The sequence below is a fragment of the Nostoc sp. genome, assembly GCF_036919575.1.
Classification (GTDB): Bacteria; Cyanobacteriota; Cyanobacteriia; order Cyanobacteriales; family Nostocaceae; genus Nostoc.
Genome location: NZ_JBALBY010000047.1, coordinates 18,756 through 35,646, shown reverse-complemented (window position 1 = coordinate 35,646; position 16,891 = coordinate 18,756). Strand labels below are relative to the sequence as shown.

The 16,891-nt window shown below is 41.1% G+C and carries 15 protein-coding genes and 1 pseudogene; 11 read left to right on the top strand and 5 right to left on the bottom strand.

Going from position 1 to position 16,891, the window contains the following annotated elements; all coding sequences use genetic code 11:
• Positions 1-82: 82 nt before the first annotated feature.
• Positions 83-973, bottom strand: coding sequence for a phosphate/phosphite/phosphonate ABC transporter substrate-binding protein (locus V7K27_RS13875; protein WP_334948046.1), 891 nt, complete (start codon positions 971-973; stop codon positions 83-85).
• 322 nt (positions 974-1,295) lie between these two features.
• On the opposite strand from V7K27_RS13875, the gene V7K27_RS13870 reads away from it, so the two are divergent.
• Positions 1,296-2,825 carry a YifB family Mg chelatase-like AAA ATPase gene (locus V7K27_RS13870; RefSeq protein WP_334948045.1) on the top strand — a complete coding sequence of 510 codons (1,530 nt, stop codon included), beginning with the start codon at positions 1,296-1,298 and terminating at the stop codon, positions 2,823-2,825.
• Positions 2,826-3,215: 390 nt separating this feature from the next.
• Here V7K27_RS13870 and V7K27_RS13865 read toward each other — a convergent pair whose 3' ends face one another.
• On the bottom strand, positions 3,216-3,602 hold the full coding sequence (locus tag V7K27_RS13865) for a hypothetical protein (RefSeq protein ID WP_334948043.1): 387 nt from the start codon (positions 3,600-3,602) through the stop codon (positions 3,216-3,218).
• A gap of 410 nt (positions 3,603-4,012) precedes the next feature.
• A pseudogene (locus V7K27_RS13860) lies at positions 4,013-4,174 on the bottom strand (type I restriction endonuclease subunit R); the annotation flags it as partial.
• Positions 4,175-4,302: 128 nt separating this feature from the next.
• On the opposite strand from V7K27_RS13860, the gene V7K27_RS13855 reads away from it, so the two are divergent.
• The 4 genes from V7K27_RS13855 (at position 4,303) to V7K27_RS13840 (ending at position 8,733) form a co-directional block, all read left to right on the top strand.
• Positions 4,303-5,310: a YihY/virulence factor BrkB family protein gene (locus V7K27_RS13855; protein WP_334948041.1), complete on the top strand. Its 1,008-nt coding sequence runs from the start codon at positions 4,303-4,305 to the stop codon at positions 5,308-5,310.
• 582 nt (positions 5,311-5,892) lie between these two features.
• Complete coding sequence (locus tag V7K27_RS13850) at positions 5,893-6,444, top strand: DUF421 domain-containing protein (RefSeq protein ID WP_334948039.1); 552 nt, start codon at positions 5,893-5,895, stop codon at positions 6,442-6,444.
• A gap of 40 nt (positions 6,445-6,484) precedes the next feature.
• On the top strand, positions 6,485-7,780 hold the full coding sequence (gene purB, locus V7K27_RS13845) for an adenylosuccinate lyase (RefSeq protein ID WP_334948037.1): 1,296 nt from the start codon (positions 6,485-6,487) through the stop codon (positions 7,778-7,780).
• A gap of 407 nt (positions 7,781-8,187) precedes the next feature.
• Positions 8,188-8,733: a DUF4126 domain-containing protein gene (locus tag V7K27_RS13840; protein ID WP_334948035.1), complete on the top strand. Its 546-nt coding sequence runs from the start codon at positions 8,188-8,190 to the stop codon at positions 8,731-8,733.
• 140 nt (positions 8,734-8,873) lie between these two features.
• Here the strand turns inward: V7K27_RS13840 and hemH are convergent, their stop codons facing one another.
• Complete coding sequence (gene hemH, locus V7K27_RS13835; RefSeq protein WP_334948033.1) at positions 8,874-10,040, bottom strand: ferrochelatase; 1,167 nt, start codon at positions 10,038-10,040, stop codon at positions 8,874-8,876.
• A 93-nt stretch (positions 10,041-10,133) separates the two neighbouring features.
• Here hemH and V7K27_RS13830 point away from each other — a divergent pair, with 93 nt between their 5' ends.
• The gene (locus tag V7K27_RS13830) at positions 10,134-10,757 is read left to right on the top strand and encodes a class I SAM-dependent methyltransferase (protein ID WP_334948031.1); all 624 of its coding nucleotides are present in this window, start codon (positions 10,134-10,136) and stop codon (positions 10,755-10,757) included.
• Here the strand turns inward: V7K27_RS13830 and V7K27_RS13825 are convergent.
• Complete coding sequence (locus tag V7K27_RS13825; RefSeq protein WP_334948029.1) at positions 10,713-10,904, bottom strand: hypothetical protein; 192 nt, start codon at positions 10,902-10,904, stop codon at positions 10,713-10,715. The genes V7K27_RS13830 and V7K27_RS13825 overlap by 45 nt on opposite strands.
• A 585-nt stretch (positions 10,905-11,489) precedes the next feature.
• Here V7K27_RS13825 and V7K27_RS13820 point away from each other — a divergent pair.
• From V7K27_RS13820 to csm4, 5 genes are all read left to right on the top strand, one after another.
• Entirely contained in the window at positions 11,490-11,798 is a 309-nt protein-coding gene (locus V7K27_RS13820; RefSeq protein WP_334948027.1) for a hypothetical protein, read from the top strand.
• 262 nt (positions 11,799-12,060) lie between these two features.
• Positions 12,061-14,370, top strand: a complete 2,310-nt coding sequence (cas10, locus tag V7K27_RS13815; RefSeq protein ID WP_334948025.1) for a type III-A CRISPR-associated protein Cas10/Csm1 — start codon at positions 12,061-12,063, stop codon at positions 14,368-14,370.
• A 5-nt stretch (positions 14,371-14,375) separates the two neighbouring features.
• Entirely contained in the window at positions 14,376-14,855 is a 480-nt protein-coding gene (gene csm2 / locus V7K27_RS13810; protein WP_334948023.1) for a type III-A CRISPR-associated protein Csm2, read from the top strand.
• Between the two features lie 2 nt (positions 14,856-14,857).
• Positions 14,858-15,838 carry a type III-A CRISPR-associated RAMP protein Csm3 gene (gene csm3, locus V7K27_RS13805; RefSeq protein WP_334948021.1) on the top strand — a complete coding sequence of 327 codons (981 nt, stop codon included), beginning with the start codon at positions 14,858-14,860 and terminating at the stop codon, positions 15,836-15,838.
• The gene (csm4, locus tag V7K27_RS13800; RefSeq protein WP_334948020.1) at positions 15,835-16,887 is read left to right on the top strand and encodes a type III-A CRISPR-associated RAMP protein Csm4; all 1,053 of its coding nucleotides are present in this window, start codon (positions 15,835-15,837) and stop codon (positions 16,885-16,887) included. The genes csm3 and csm4 overlap by 4 nt, the downstream gene beginning before the upstream one ends.
• The last annotated feature ends 4 nt before the right edge of the window (positions 16,888-16,891 follow it).

The following is a 16,891-nucleotide window of genomic DNA, read 5'->3' as shown; positions in this document are numbered from 1 at the left end:
AATAAAATTCAACCTGTGCAATTAGCTATTAGTAACCGCTTACTAAAAACCTGGATTTTTTTAGATTAACTTACTTATCCTATTACAAGAAATCTCCTTGTCCGATTTTTTTATAAACTTCACGAATCAGATTATAATCAGCATCATTTACTAGAACAAATTTGCCTCCTTTATACTTTTGGTTCGCTTTAGCAGTCAGCAAACTTTGAATTAGTTTATCCCGATCCTTAATCATGCGCGATCGCATATCTGCTATAAAGTTAGATGGCAACTGGTTACTAGCAACAAATACATCACCAGGAAGTAATGGGCCTTTAAAAATTATAGAGAAATCCTTCTCAAGTAAGCCCTCAGATTCCAGAATGTTTTTGTATCTGTCAGATGCAGTCGCCCAAGCATCTACATCACCTTTTTTTAAGGCTTGCACTCCCCGATCACCCAACATCACAGTTTTGAAGTCAGTTTTTGGATTTAATCCAGCATCTATTAGTAGCTTTGTGGGAGCAAGATGACTAGCAGTTGAGCCAATTTCTCGCATGGCAATTGTTTTGCCTTTCAATTGAGATAATAATTTAATTTTGCTATCTGCACGAACTACAATAATAGAATGGTAGTTAGTCCGCTCAATGGCAATTATCGGAATAGCCTTTGCCCTAGAGTTTAAAATCAAGTATTCTGAAGGACCTGCAAATACAATATCTACCTCTCCTGATAACAGTGCTGGTGCTGCTGCTGTGGGATTTTCTACAGGAAAAAACTCAATTTTTATGCCTAATATCTCTTCTAATGTGGTGCGAAAAAGTCCATAATCTCGTTGCAAGTCTTTAATTCCAGTAATATCTGTAACTGCAAATTTGAGATTTTTTGGTGTAGTGGTTGCCATCTGATCTGAGCTATTACTAGTAGAATTTACTCCTGTTGTGCAACCAGCAGCAAACAGTAGCGAATACCAAAGAAAGTTGCGCCGTTTCATAGTTCTGAATAATATTACAAATGTAAAATTTTTTAGTTGTTATTTATATGCCTGTTATTTTATTGCTTGTTTGTATTTATAGCTTCTGTAATATTACGTAAATAGGTTTCAGGAATTTGCCAATTTTGTTGAAAAATATTGTTGCTAATTAATTATTAGTTTTTATACTTCATCCTCCCTAACCCTCGTTAAAAAGGCTTGTCAACTTTTCCAACAAACAAGAACCAGATAATTTGATCGAAAAATTGTCTCTGTGGTTTCACTAATGCCAATCTACCGACTCATCTGCTAGAGATTTGAAAGGTTTACTGTTATATAAGAAATGCTTGCTAGAGTCTGGAGTGCATCAATTGTGGGCATCGATGCCGTCAAAGTAGGCGTAGAAGTCGATGTGTCAGGGGGATTGCCGGGAATTGTTGTCTTGGGACTGCCAGATTCAGCGATTCAAGAATCAAGAGAAAGAGTCAAAGCAACGCTGAAGAATGCAGGTTTTGCCTTTCCCATGCGAAAAATTGTGATCAATTTAACCCCAGCAGATTTACGCAAAGAAGGCCCCTGTTTCGATTTGCCTATTAGTGTGGGAATTTTGGCGGCTTCTGAGCAAGTTAGCGCTGATTTATTGGGAGATTATCTATTTTTGGGCGAAGTCTCTTTAGATGGCAGTTTGCGTCCGGTGGCTGGTGTCTTACCGATCGCAGCAGCAGCCCAAAAGATGGGAATTGCAGGTTTAGTTATCCCTGCTGATAATGCCCAAGAAGCGGCTGTGGTTGAAGGCTTGGCTGTTTACGGCTGCAAACATCTGTCTGATGTGGTAGATTTTTTAAATCATCCGGGGCGTTACAAACCTGTGCAGATAGATGCTACAAGGGAGATAGCAACAGTATCCTACCCTGGCGCAGATTTGCATGATGTCAAAGGACAAGCTCATGCGCGTCGGGCTTTAGAAATTGCTGCTGCTGGCGGGCATAATTTAATTTTTGTCGGGCCGCCTGGTAGTGGGAAAACCATGTTAGCACGGCGCTTACCAGGAATTTTACCGCCCCTAAGTTTTGCCGAATCTTTAGAAGTGACTCGCATCCATTCGGTAGCTGGTTTATTGAAAAATCGTGGTTCGTTGGTACGCGATCGCCCTTTTCGCAGTCCCCACCACTCGGCATCCGGGCCTTCTCTTGTTGGTGGTGGTAGCTTCCCTCGTCCTGGAGAAATATCATTATCTCACAGGGGCGTACTTTTTCTGGATGAACTCACGGAATTTAAACGAGATGTTTTAGAATTTCTGCGCCAGCCTTTGGAAGATGGCTATGTGACAATTTCGCGCACCAAACTATCAGTAACCTTTCCCGCGCAGTTTACTTTGGTGGCGAGTACCAATCCCTGTCCATGTGGTTACTATGGCGATACCATTCAACAATGTACTTGTTCTCCACGGCAACGCGAGCAATATTGGGCAAAACTTTCTGGGCCGTTAATGGATCGAATTGATTTACAAGTTGCGGTGAATCGCTTGAAACCAGAAGAAATTACCCAACAACCTACGGGAGAAGCATCAACATCAGTACGGGAACGGGTGCAACAAGCAAGCGATCGCGCAATTACCCGCTTCCAAGAAGAACCAAATCTGCGTTGCAATGCCCATATGCAAAGTCGTCATCTCCAGAAATGGTGCAAATTAGATGATGCTAGTCGCAATTTATTAGAAGTAGCAATTAGAAAATTAGGTTTATCGGCAAGAGCAAGCGATCGCGTTCTCAAAGTAGCACGAACTATTGCAGATTTAGCGGGAGAAGATGAGTTAAAGACCAATCATGTAGCGGAAGCAATTCAGTATCGCACAATCGATAGAATGCAGTGAAAGTTAGAACAGTCGCCTCAACGGGGGGAAAATACGCACAGCCCTGGCTTGTCTACACGAGGCTTTACCCACCTCCGTAGATTACAGCAGAAATCATGTATTTGAACCACATCCGTCGTAGGGGCACAGCACTGCTGTGCCCCTACCCGCGTGGTCTATTTACCTGAAAATAGCTGTAAAAACCAATACAGTTCAGTTAAGCATTTCTTCCTTCTCTTCTTTGCGACGGCAGTCGCTACAACGGTGGGAACCCCCGCAACGCGCTGCCTCTCCTTTGCGTCCTTTGCGGTTCGTTAAAAACTCTTGATTTTTTATAGTCCACTTCCGTGGACTACTCCAGTGATTTCGCCTTGTTTACTCGCTGTGCAAGGCGATATTTGGGTGAGATCGTCATGGTTGCTCGTTTCCGTAAGGACTTCGCCTGACTAAGTAATCCAGTACAGTGCTGATGCGATCAATTGCAGCGCTGGTAGTGCGCTCAAATTCTTCTCGTCGGCGTTCACGGGCTGCAATTTGCTCAAAGTTTTGCTGATGTATTTCCACTATTTGCAGTAATCCATCTACTGCCCCAGTTAGATCGCTAACTCTATTAGTTAGATCGCTAACTCTATTAGTCAAACCATTGACTGTATTAGTTAACTCAGTTACTGAGTGTCCCAACTGAGCTGTTGACTGCCTCAATTCAGCATTCACCACCACCTGATTGTCAAGTTGCTGTGCTACTCGGTCTAATGTCGCTTCTATCCGGTCTAATCTATCTGGTCTATCTTGAGTCATAAAAAATCCTCCATTTATGATCGTTACTCATAGCATTTCTCTTTTCTAGAGAGGAGCAATAGTTGTTAGAAATGCCAAAAATTAGGTTTATCCGCAAGAGCAAGCGATCGCATTTTCAAAGTAGCACGGACTAAAGCTATAGGACTAGTATTTGATTTTTGAAATTATTTGCGTAGACAGGGAGTAGGGAGTAGGGAGTGGGGAAGAAGCCTGTACTGATTTTTTTCAAAAACCTTGGATGAAATTTGCAGGAGTATTTAAAGATGATCCAGACTTTGACGTAGTTCAGCAGTATATTCAAGAGTATCGTCAAGAATTGGATGCTACTGAGAAGCAATAGTTGTTAGAAATGCCAAAAATTAGGTTTATCGCCAAGAGCAAGCGATCGCATTTTCAAAGTGAAAGCTGGGGTTGGGGTTAGCCATCATATAAGCTAGGGCTTGCGGTACAGCCGCCCAAACTGACAGCGTGGTTTTTTTCGACTCTAACACCATCACCCACAACTGATTTTGTAGCACTAAAACGTCAATCCGTCCGCGCAGTATTTCCTCCCCATCATCCAGCACTAGTTCCCCGCGTTAAAATTCTAAATTCCTCCTCAAGAACACTGCACAAACTCCCTTGGGTGGATGTGGCTACTTAAGAAATAAGTATCCAATATATCAGGAACTAAGCGGCATTCCTTAAGGAGACTGATTGGATGAATTTGCAGGCGATTTGGAAGTTATTACAAGAGACATTCAAAGAATGGAGTGAGGATAAAGCCTCACGGTTAGCGGCGGCGTTAGCTTATTACACGATTTTTTCGATCGCACCCTTGCTGATTATTGTAATTGCGATCGCAGGGTCAGTATTTGGAGAAGAGGCGGCAAGGGGTCAAATCGTTGGACAAATTCAAGGTTTAGTTGGCAAAGATGGCGCAGCATTTATCCAAACAGCCATTCAGAATGCTAACAAACCACAAACAGGTGCGATCGCTTCCATCATTAGTGTTGTAGTTTTGCTATTAGGTGCTACTGGTCTATTTACCGAGTTGCAAGATTCCCTCAACACGATTTGGGAGGTGAAACCGAAACCCGGACGCGGCGTAAATAACATGATTCGCCTACGTTTTTTATCGTTTGCAATGGTGATTGGGATTGGCTTTTTACTTTTAGTTTCTCTGGTAATTAGTACGGCGTTAGCAGCATTAGTAACATACTTTAGCAACTTGATACCCGGTGTAGATTTCCTCTGGCAGATTCTCAATTTCATCGTCTCTTTTGCCATCACTACATTCCTGTTTGGACTCATTTTTAAAGTTCTACCAGATGTCAAAATTGCTTGGAGTGATGTTTTAATTGGAGCTATTCTCACCTCATTTTTGTTCTCTATCGGGAGGTTTTTATTAGGACAGTATTTAGGTAATGGCAGTTTTGGTTCAGCTTATGGTGCTGCTGGTTCACTGGTAGTGATTTTAGCTTGGGTTAACTATGCGGCGCAGATTCTTTTCTTCGGTGCAGAGTTTACCCAAGTTTATGCCAGAAGGTACGGAAGCGGTATAACCCCAACGAAGAATGCCATACCTCTGTCTGATAACACAAAATATAATGATACGAATCCAACGGGGCAAGCAAAAAAGCCATCTTCTAGCTTTATTAATCGCTTATTCCAGTCTTTCAAAAAGCCCAAGCGCTTAAAACAGAAAAGAAAAAATCAGCGATTTTAATCACCTAATTGTTGGAGGTTTATAAGGAGAATTCAGAACTCAGGAGTCAGAATTCAGAATTTAATTCTGTACGACTGGGTAATGAATATTGGTTTAAAACCTTGCCCGCAAGTGGCGCGAAAAAATTAAAATATTCTCGCCTTAAAACTCTATCTCTTTATAGGTAGAGTATTCTGAATTCTGTATTCTGACTCCTGGTTTATATTTTTAAATCTGATATAGATTTAAGTATTTAACCTCTAATGAAAATCACTTATATGAATTGAAGAAGAATTCAGCTATTCTGAATTCAGGAGCGGAGCCGGAGACAAACGACAAGCTCCAGTCCCAATCTTTCAGTCGGGGATTGTGACCGCGCAGGAATTGAAAACCACAAAACTAGAATTTTTGGTGGGGGTGCAAAAACGCCGATTATTCATCCGCTTTTTCGTTCAGAATACCCTTCTTGTATTCTGACAACTGGCGCCAATATTGCTGTTCGATAAATCACATATAATTATAGATAATTACTCTGTGTTTATAAATAGCCTTAGACTGGATTTTTTCCAGAAATATATTGAAAAAGCGAGAAAATCAGTGCTAATGGAAAAATGGTTTTTTATCAATTGGCAAGCAATCTTTATTCCTAGCATCAGCGTCTTTGAGTTGATTATCCGTGGGTCGCTGGTCTATTTAGCGCTGTTCTCAGTGCTACGCGTGCTTCCTAGCCGACAACTAGGAACTCTAGGAATCACTGATTTACTCGTAGTTGTGCTATTTGCTGAAGCTGCCCAAAATGCTATGGCAAGTAATTATACATCGATTACTGAAGGCGCTATCCTGGTAGGAACAGTGATTTTTTGGAGCTACTTGCTGAACTGGTTAGGCTATAAAATACCACAGTTCCAACGTTTTATGAATCAACCGCCACTGCTATTGGTAAAAAATGGTCGGATGATTCAGCGCCATTTGCAACGAGAGTTAATTACAGACGATGAGTTGATGAGCAAGTTACGTCAGCAAGGTGTGGAATTTTTAGCAGATGTGAAGTTTGCATATATGGAGGCTGACGGTAGGATTAGTATTATTACCTCGGATTCAAAAACTAGTTCCGTCCCTGAGCAAAAAGCAGCACTAAAAAGTGATCTACATTAATTAGACTGTAGAATATGACGGTTGTATTCTGTGCCAAACTGTGATCGAGCGTTATACTTTGCCCGAAATGGCTAATCTGTGGAGTGAAGCCTATAAACTAAAAACTTGGCTGCAAGTCGAAATTGCTGTTTGTGAGGCTCAAGCTGAACTGGGTTACATTCCATCTCAGGCGGTTGAGGAAATTAAGGCCAAGGCAGATTTTGACCCCGATAGGGTGCTGGAAATTGAGGCTGTAGTCCGCCACGATGTTATCGCTTTCTTGACAAATGTCAATGAATATGTTGGCGATGCCGGACGCTACATTCACCTGGGTTTAACTAGTTCGGATGTTTTGGATACAGCTTTAGCACTGCAATTGGTTGCTAGCCTGGATATATTATTGCAACGTCTGGAAGATTTGATTCAGGTAATTCGCCAAAAAGCACGAGAACATCGTCATACAGTGATGGCTGGCCGATCGCATGGGATTCACGCTGAACCGATTACTTTTGGTTTCAAGCTAGCTGGCTGGTTAGCAGAAGTGTTGCGACACGAAGAACGCCTGAGAATACTCCGCCAAACGATCGCTGTGGGTAAGATTTCTGGTGCAGTGGGAACCTATGCGAATGTTGAACCGCGTATAGAAGCGATCGCTTGCCAAAAACTCGGACTCAAACCCGATACAGCCTCAACCCAAGTTATTTCCCGCGATCGCCACGCCGATTACGTGCAACAATTAGCTTTAGTAGCGGCATCCATCGAACGTTTTGCTGTAGAAATTCGCAATCTGCAAAAAACAGACGTTTTGGAAGTTGAAGAATTCTTCGCCAAAGGTCAAAAAGGTTCCTCAGCAATGCCACACAAGCGCAATCCCATCCGTTCGGAACGGCTGACGGGAATGGCGCGACTCGTCAGAAGTCATGCTGGTGCAGCTTTGGAAAACGTTGCTCTCTGGCATGAGAGGGATATTTCCCACAGTTCTGTAGAACGGGTAATTTTGCCCGATGCTTGCACTTTAACGCATTTTATGTTAATAGAAATAACCGACTTGGTGAAAAACCTGTTGGTCTATCCTGAGAACATGAAACGAAATCTCAACTGTTACGGCGGCGTTGTGTTCAGTCAAAAAGTGCTACTGGCTTTGATAGACAAGGGAAGCAACCGAGAAGAAGCTTATGCGATCGTTCAAGAAAGCGCTCACACCGCTTGGAACAAGCCTGAAGGTAATTTCCAGGACTTAATTAGCAAAGACCCTCGCGTTACTCAAAAGTTGTCCCCAGCAGAACTAGAGGTCTGTTTCGACCCCCAGCAACATCTGACGCATTTAGAAGAGGTTTATCAAAGGTTGGGTATTTAAGATTCATTTGCTTGTAGTGAGCGCTTAAGCGCTTACTACTAATCTGCTATCCAAAAAATACGCAAATGTTGTAAAAAAAGAAGATATTAGGACTTACGCATTGACAAGAAATACCAAATATGCATAAGGTTAAAAACCACATCTTTCGTAAGGGCACAGCATTGCTGTGCCCCTACAGCATGGTCTATTTACGATCACAGGATAATTAATAAAAGCCTGAAACAACCTATTTTAGCTAGTGCATATCATGAGGCATTTGTACACTGCGTAAGTCCTAGATATTAAAATACCAAAAATCTTTAATATTTCATTGCTAAAGACTGTCAGTTTGGTGCTGGAATTTTTGCCAGAACTGGGTAGTATAAGTAACAAACATCTACTTATTTATTAGTGCTTCGAGTGCTTTAATGATTGACATCCTAGCCACACTTTCAGCTTCTGCCGCAGCAGGAATGAGAATAGGTACACCTCTGCTGATTATTGGACTATTGCAGGGTAGTAACTTGTGGTCACAAGTTCCAATTTTATCTCACATTTCTCCACCAATCTTATTAGGCTGCCTCATTTGTTGGTCTTTAGTTGAATTATTCGCCTCAAAAAAGCTAAGGGGGCAAAGATTGCTCCAACTGATTCAGTTATTCATGTCTCCCATCGTGGGCGCAATTATGGGGTTAGCAGTAGCTAAGGCAACAGTAACGCCAAACTGGGTGATTGCCTTAATTGGAGGTTTGTTAGCTTTGGTACTTCAGCTAGTTCAAGTTGGTTGGTTCTATCGGTTACGTGGCTTACCGTTGTGGGCAGTCTTTCTTCAAGATACCTTGTGTGTTACTCTAGTACTTTTTGCCTTTGGTGCTCCCTGGCAAGGAGGATTAATTGCTTTAGTTCTGCTCTGGTTTGCAGTTCGTAGCGCCAAGCAGTGGTATGACTGGTATCACAAAGGGCATGGGGCATAGGGCATGGGGCATGGGGGACAAGGAGAGAAGTCTAAAGTTCAGGCTTCCTTAGATGGCGTAGCTATCTCCAACGGAGTATAGAATTTTGGGGCAACAAAGGAAGAGTTTTACAATGCCCAATGCCCAATGCCCAATGCCCTTTACTGCAAAATTCCAATCATGTGCAAGAAGCCGTGACCAGTAATCAGCTCGATGATTAAGGCAATAATCCCCAGCATGGCAATCCGACCATTCCATACTTCAGCACTAGTAGTCAGACCCCATTCCCAACGCTCTTGGGGGTACATTTTCACCCTTTTTTTCATTTGGGCAGCTTGCGAAAGCTTGAAACTGGGATTTTTCAGCGCATCAATTACTAGGTCTGCCAGTGCATTAATAAATACCGGATGGGTATTGGGAGCCGGAACGCGACGGAAGTTGTGAATTCCTGATTCTTCTGCTACTTCCCGATATTCAATATCAATTTCTTGTAGTGTCTCAATATGCTCTGAGACAAAACTGATTGGTACGACAACCAAATCTTTCACGCCTTGTGCGCCTAGTTCTTTGAGGGCATCTTCAGTATAGGGTTGGAGCCATTCTACCGGGCCGACGCGACTTTGGTAAGCTAAAGTGTGGGCATTGGGTCGATTCAGGGTCTGCATAATCAGGGCAGTACATTCTTCAATTTCTTGCTGATAAGGGTCGCCAGCTTCTTCAACGTAGCTTTTAGGAACGCCGTGAGCGCTGAAGAATATATGAACCTCGTCTGGATTAGGAAACTGTTCGAGTTCCTGGGCTACGAGTTCCGCCATTGCTTGCAGGTAGCCTGGTTGTTTATACCAAGAAGGAATGACGGTGTAATCAATGGGTTGAAGTTTTGGATCTTCTTGCCAAAGCTTTTCTAAAAGCCGGAAGCTGGAACCACTGGTACTGATCGAAAACTGGGGATATAGTGGTAAGATTACCAGGTGTTCTATATTATCTTGGGTGATCTGTGCGATCGCCTCTTCTGTATACGGATGCCAATAACGCATTCCCACGTAAATTTTAGCTTCTTGCCCCAAATAGCCCAACTGTTCTTTTAAAGCTTCCCCTTGCGCTTCTGTGATCTGCCGCAGTGGGGAACCGCCACCGATTTGTTTATAATTTGCTTGAGATGTTCTGGTTCGCCGCGTAGCAATAAACCAAGCTAGGGGCTTTTGTAACCAGCGAAACGGTAGGCGAATAATTTCCGGATCGGAAAATAGGTTATACAAAAACGGCCCGACATCTTCTAGCTTATCGGGACCACCGAGATTGAGTAATAAGACGCCTACACGACCCATAGCAGTTACTTTCCCCTAATCTTTTCAGATTTTTTACTAATGTTAACAATATATCTTTATTAAATATAAAGCTTAATAGCAAGGAAATATGCAATGGCAACAATTTTAAGGGATTGGAGTTACCGCTATCAATGGCTGTATGACGGGATCTCTCGTTTAGCAGCCTTAAGTGTAGGTGGTGAAGCTCGTTTTCGGGAACTTGCTTTGCAAAACTTAACAATTCACTCAGATACTCAGGTTTTAGATTTATGTTGTGGCAGTGGTCAAACGACGCAATTTTTGGTAAAGTTTTCACAAAATGTAACAGGATTGGACGCTTCACCCAAGTCTTTGCAACGGGCGCGGCAAAATGTACCATTAGCTTCTTATGTCGAAGCTTTTGCTGAAAAGATGCCATTTGCAGATAATCTGTTTGATGTGGTGCATACCAGCGTTGCATTACACGAGATGCAGCCTCAGCAATTACGAAAAATTATTAATGAAGTTTATCGGGTGTTGAAGCCAGGAGGGGTATTTACGCTGGTGGATTTTCATGCTCCTACGAATCCGATATTTTGGCCTGGGGTATCACTGTTTTTGTTGTTGTTTGAGACGGAAACAGCTTGGCAATTATTAAAAACTGATTTGCCTAGATTGTTAACTGAAACTGGGTTTAAAGTGGGTGAGCCAACTTTATATGCAGGTGGTAGTTTGCAAGTGATACAGGCGAAGAAATGAAGGATAATTTGTTTGTGTAGGCTTGTGCAGGCGGTGATTGTGATATTGAAGTTGATGTTGAGCGATCGCCTGATTTATCGCCTCAAGCATTTCTCGATTGCCTACACAAATTCCCTGAACTGCTAAACTCTTGAAGAGTATTGGCATAGGATTAATCGCACTTCCTCTGCCTAAAAAAATGCCAATCAAACTAATACATCTTTCAACTCGGACTGCTTGCAGTGCGGAGAGGATGTTTCAGGGCGCTGATGGTGCAAGAGTTGGCGCGGTTGTTGGTGGGGTTGATTAGTGGGTAGGGAAAAATTCTAAGAAGACCCAAAACGAGGTTAAGTTGTAATCCAGTAGCAAACCATACTTGAGAACCTTATATATAGAAGGTTCTCAAGGGAAGCTAGATAATTAAGTATATAGCTGCTTTCAACTTTGCGTCCCCTTAAGGGGATGGAGAAAGTAAAAGGTTTAACTAATCAGCCTTAGTTCTTCAAACTGCGTACTTCAATCCCCTTTCGGGGAGTTACTAGGAACAGCCTAGCCTGTGAAGAAAGGCTTGAAGTTTGCGCTGATTAGTATTTCTGTTAGTTCATTTAAGAATACATAAATTCTTCTCTACAAGTCAAGCAAGTAAAATAACGCTACAGATTAATTTTTGATAAGTTACGTATTCTAAAGATACTTTTTACTATTAGAGAAAATCAAATCAATATAATAAATATACTTAATTTGGTGTTTTTTATGAAACCTAAGCGAAACGACTTACCCAAAGCAAGCACTTATTTACCTAATGAGCCTCTTTCACAAACTGCATCCTTCGACAGAAACATCCAAACCCCACTGCACGAACAGTTTAAGGAAATACCCCCAAATACGCAGAGCTTTGGTTTGCTCCTAGTTTTTTTGGTATTTTTTACCCTTGTAGGCTCTGCATTGCTTCAAAACCTGCAATCAACACGCTCTAGCACCAGATGGACTATTCAACTTGGTAACTTGTTCCTGGTGTCTTTCCGCAACGAATCAAGTAAAGCCGAAAAATCACCTAAGTAATAGTGATCTAACTAATCTAGTATTCAGAGCGCATAGGAGAAATTTACCTCCATGCGTTCTGTGTAATGTTTTCTTTCTATCACCCATGCCTAAAGCATAGGATGCAGAGAATAGCTCATGTGACAGTTTTATTCAAATTCCAACTAGGGTAAGCAAGGTGACTTTTGGAAGACCCTACTTCCAGCACAGAATATAATTCACACAGCCAATAAAAACTAGAGCGATCGCTAGAACTTCACAAACAATTTAATACAGATGTCCCATGATACAAACCTCAGCGACCTTCAATGCTGCCTTGCAAATTGCCCAACAAGCCGTTACCTTGTTGGCAAAGTGGGCTGATCCACAGTTAGCTAATAAGTGTCCTCGCTTAACTGACGATAATATTGTTACAAAAGCCAAGCAAATTTTGTCTTGGACTGATCAGTACGAACTGAAGACTCTACGTTCGTTATTTGACTATGTGAAATTAGATAAAGGTCAAGATAAACAATATTATTGGCAACCAAAAGCTATTGAAGATAGTAATCCCACTATTCCCTATCCTCAATTAGAAGCGGCAAGTGATTTCAGCAACCTGAAAACAGAAATTAAAACAGCTATAGATCATTTGAATGATGATGACTGGCAAAACCTTTCTTTCCTCACTTTAATTATAGAAAAATTCGGCTCCTTTCTGAGCTTGGGTGAATCTGATGTTGCTCTAGTGGATATAGCCAAAACTACTGCTGCTGTTGCTGCTGCGATTGCTAACAATTCCAATGCAACAGAATTAAGTTTAATAGCAGGTGACTTATCAGGTATTCAAAAGTTTATCTATACTATTTCTTCTGATGGCGCACTTAAATCATTAAGGGCAAGGAGCTTTTACCTAGAGTTAGTAACAGAAGAAATAGTACAGCAATTGCTGATAGGCTTAAAGCTTCCACGTACTAATATAATTTATGCTGGCGGTGGAAACTTGTATATTTTGGCAGATGCAACAGAAAATACTAAAAAGACTGTAGAGCAAGTACGTGAGCAGTTTAATGAATGGCTTTTAAAAGAATTTGAAGGCAAAGTATTTCTTGCACTTGATTGCTTAAAATTTTCTATCGCGCACATTGGAACTGTTGCAACTGCAAAATTTTCTGCTCATTGGTCAGATGCAACGACTCAGCTAGCTGCATATAAATCTCGTAAATTTGCTAACCAGATTAGCGACTTTACCGAACCGCGTGAGAGTCATGAACCTTGCGGTGTCTGCCATAGAGATGATGTAGAAACGTTAAAACCGCTTAATCCTAATGAGCCGAATTCGGCTCTAGCTTGTGGAACCTGTTGCAGGATGTTTCGTTTAGGAAGTCGAATGTTTGGAATAAAAGTAATTGTACGCTCCTCAAGAGAAGATATAAAAGACAAACTGGATACACTCTCATTTGAAATTTCAGGAACAAAGGTTTATTATCATCTTTTCCAAAACTGGAAACAAATAGTTCCTGACTCTGACACTGCTTTGTTAGTAAATGATTGGACTTTAGAACATTATCAATTCAAGCATTTCCGAAATGCTTTACCCTTGTTATTAGGCAACTATGGTCAGCAGAGTCAAGAAGAATCAGAGGAGGTAGAAGGGACAATAGGCTTTATGCGTGCTGGTGAAATGGCACAAGAAGCTAAAGGTATTAACCGAGTAGGCTATTTACGAATGGATGTAGACCGACTAGGACAAATATTTGCCAAAGGTTTAGGAGGAAAGCAAACTTTACCCAGACTAGCTGGACTTTCTCGCCAAATGAGTTATTTTTTTAAGGTATATCTCAACAGTTTGGCAAAAAAACGTCAGGAGGATTTCATAGCTCATTGCGAAAGTAAAAATATTGGAGTTTTAAATAATGCTAAATATTTAACAGCAGGTGAGAGAAAAAATTTACTGTTTATCTATTCAGGAGGCGATGATTTATTTGTCAGTGGCGCATGGAATGAAATTGTAGAATTTGCTTTTGATGTTTATCAATGCTTCCGCGCTTACACAGGAAATAATCCAGATATTACCCTATCAGCAGGAATTAGTATTGATAATAATAAATCACCGCTTTACCAAGCAGCGTATGCATCAGGCGAAGCTGAAGATGCAGCAAAAGGAAATGGTAGAGATAGTTTAGGCTTATTTGGTCAAGTATTTAAATGGGATGAATGGCTAGGGATAGAAGATATTAACATAATTGATTCTGAAATAAAACAATATCTGGATTCAGAAACAAAGCCAGTTTTGTTGGGCATTTTACCATTTGTCAAGAGATTAGAACAGCAAAATATTGGGGTTAATTATTCACGTAATTTTGTGCGTAACCTGCTCATAACTGCACAAATTCAAGAGGAGGCTTTGAAAAAGTTTGAAGAAGATAAACAATCAAAGGAGGCTTTAGGTACTCGCTACTATTTGCATCTCCCAAAAATTGCTTATACACTAGCAAGATTACCGAAAAATGTATTAGATGACAGTGATTTTCGGACTTCCTTAAAAAGTCCGTATAATGCGCCTTATTTTCGAGCGATCGCAACTTGGATTGAACTCTTAAACCGTTCATAAATTATATGCCAGAATCAATTAAACCTAAACCATCTTCCTCACCTGTAAACTCCAGACAATTAATACCTCAAGTAAATACGACTAAAACACAGAATATTGTCGAGCAAATTGTTACAACTATTAATGGCTTAACGGAAGGATTGCAAAAATATCCTATCCGAGACTTGGTTAAACATGCTGAAGAATTTGGCCCTTATCTTAAGCAACAAAGATTAGAAACTAACCAAATTCGTAAATTCTTAGATGCTGTAAATCGCTTAAAAGCTGACTTAACTGAAACAGGCGAATTTGCCAAAATTGAAACAGAAATAATTCTGCTTAAACCCAAATTGGCATACGCCGCAGCTAGACAGAGAGCAGCAAAACCATTAGGTGAGGTCATGTCAGCAGCTATTGATAAAGTTCACAGCAAAGAAGATTTTGAGCGTCTAGTTCAATTACTTGAATCAATTATTGCTTATCACAAAGCTGAAGGTGGAAAATAATCATGCCAGTATCATACGCACAAAAACCCCTACTTGGTAAATTGTCCCTCACCAGTCAACTTTCTGTTGAAACTGGATTGCACATTGGTGATGGTAATGAAAATCTGGATATTGGTGGACTGGATAAACCTGTTATTCGTGACCCTCTAACAAAGTATCCTTACTTGCCTGGTTCATCTATTAAAGGCAAATTACGTTCGACTTTAGAACGGTTATTAAATAAACCTCTAAATCGCAAAGGAGGAAGCGATACTCGGCGCTATGAAAGTGATGATTTGGTAAATGGGTTTACCGAAGTTGAAGAAGGACGATTTATTGCCTATGAAGGCGCTAGTACCTGTCAAATTAGCCGATTATTTGGTTCTACTGGCGGGTCAAAATTTTGGATGCCAATTGAGACTGCTAGAGAGGAAGGATTATTTGAAAACAATAGTCCTACTCAGACAATCCAAGGTCAGAACTGCGTCAGAATTAATCGCGGACGTAATGCACCAGCTCGCCTGATTATTCGAGATTCCCATTTGCTACCAGATTCAGCAGCAAAGCTGAAGCAAGTTGACACTGGTTTATACATGACCGAGTGGAAATTTGAAAACGGTATTGATCGCGTGACGGCGGCGGCGAACCCCAGACAGTTAGAGCGTGTACCAGCTGGGTCAAAATTTCAGTTTGAATTAGTTTATACCGTAGAAGATGCGGAGCAAGCTGTTGAAGACTTGCAAAATATTGCGATCGCACTGGCCATTCTAGAAGATGATGCACTCGGCGGACACGGTTCTAGAGGTTACGGTAAAGTCAGATTTCAAAACTTCGAGTTTTCCTATCGCAGCTTGGCACAATATCGTCAGATTACCAGCACACCTGCGGGTACATCTGGTTTACAACCATTGGAATCTATCGCCAACACACAAGCACTCTTAGATAACTTCGGAAGCTTACGCGAGTACATCGAACAGCGATTACTGCCGGGGAATGAATCATGAGTATGTGGAAATTAGTTAAACTCAATTTTGGGCGTAGTCCTGCTCACTTTGGGGAATTGGGAATAGGGATTGAACAAACAAGCGATCGCGTCCGTTCTGATACTTTATTTAGCGCCTGGGTTAGTGTCTATGCGCGGTTATTCGGTAAAAATACAGTTGAAGAATTATTGCAGATATTTCCCTGTGAAAAGCGATCGCAACTAATACCTCCTTTGCGGATAAGTTCTACATTCATCTATCGACAAGAGAACGAACACACAATTTACTATCTTCCCCGTCCTCTCAAGTTTCCTATCAACTACCCTAATGAAGACCTAAAGTTTTTCAAAACCTATAAAAAGCTAAATTACTTGCCTTTAGAAGTATGGCAAAGATGGTATCAAGGAGAGGGATTTATCGGCGCTGATACTGAAGAATTAATTGCGGAAACCAAAGGTAAATCTAATGGACATCTGCGCCAAGTAGGAACATTTGATGATAAAAAAGCTGTTGAAATTGACCAAATTCCGAAAATTGCAGTAGACCGAGTTACTAGAGCGACAAATCTTTATCATACTGGCTTTGTTCAATTCAAGTCAGGTGAAAATCCATCTGGTTTATATTTTCTCCTGCAACTCTCCCCAGAAGGCGAGAAATTAGCAGATAAATTAAAAGCTGCTTTACATTTGTTAGGAGAAGAAGGACTTGGCGGAGAACGTTCAAGTGGTGCTGGGAGATTTCAAGTTGAGTGGTTAGAATTACCAGATACTTGGGAAAAGGTAGTGAATTTTTCTGCTGGAAATTACCACACCCTTATGAGCTTATTTTGGGATATACCCATAACAACTGATTTTTTAAATAACGCTAGCTATGACATTCAAGAACGCGGTGGTTGGATAGCTGAAAATCAACTCCGGCGTAAAATGGTGCGAATGTTTAGTGAAGGTTCAGTTTTTATCGCACCACCAGCAGGAAAGCTGGTAGATGTTACACCCCAAGGCTTTAAAAAACACCGCATTTACCGTAGTGGTATTAGCTTAAGTCTGCCAATTAAAGCAAAGGATAAATAATATT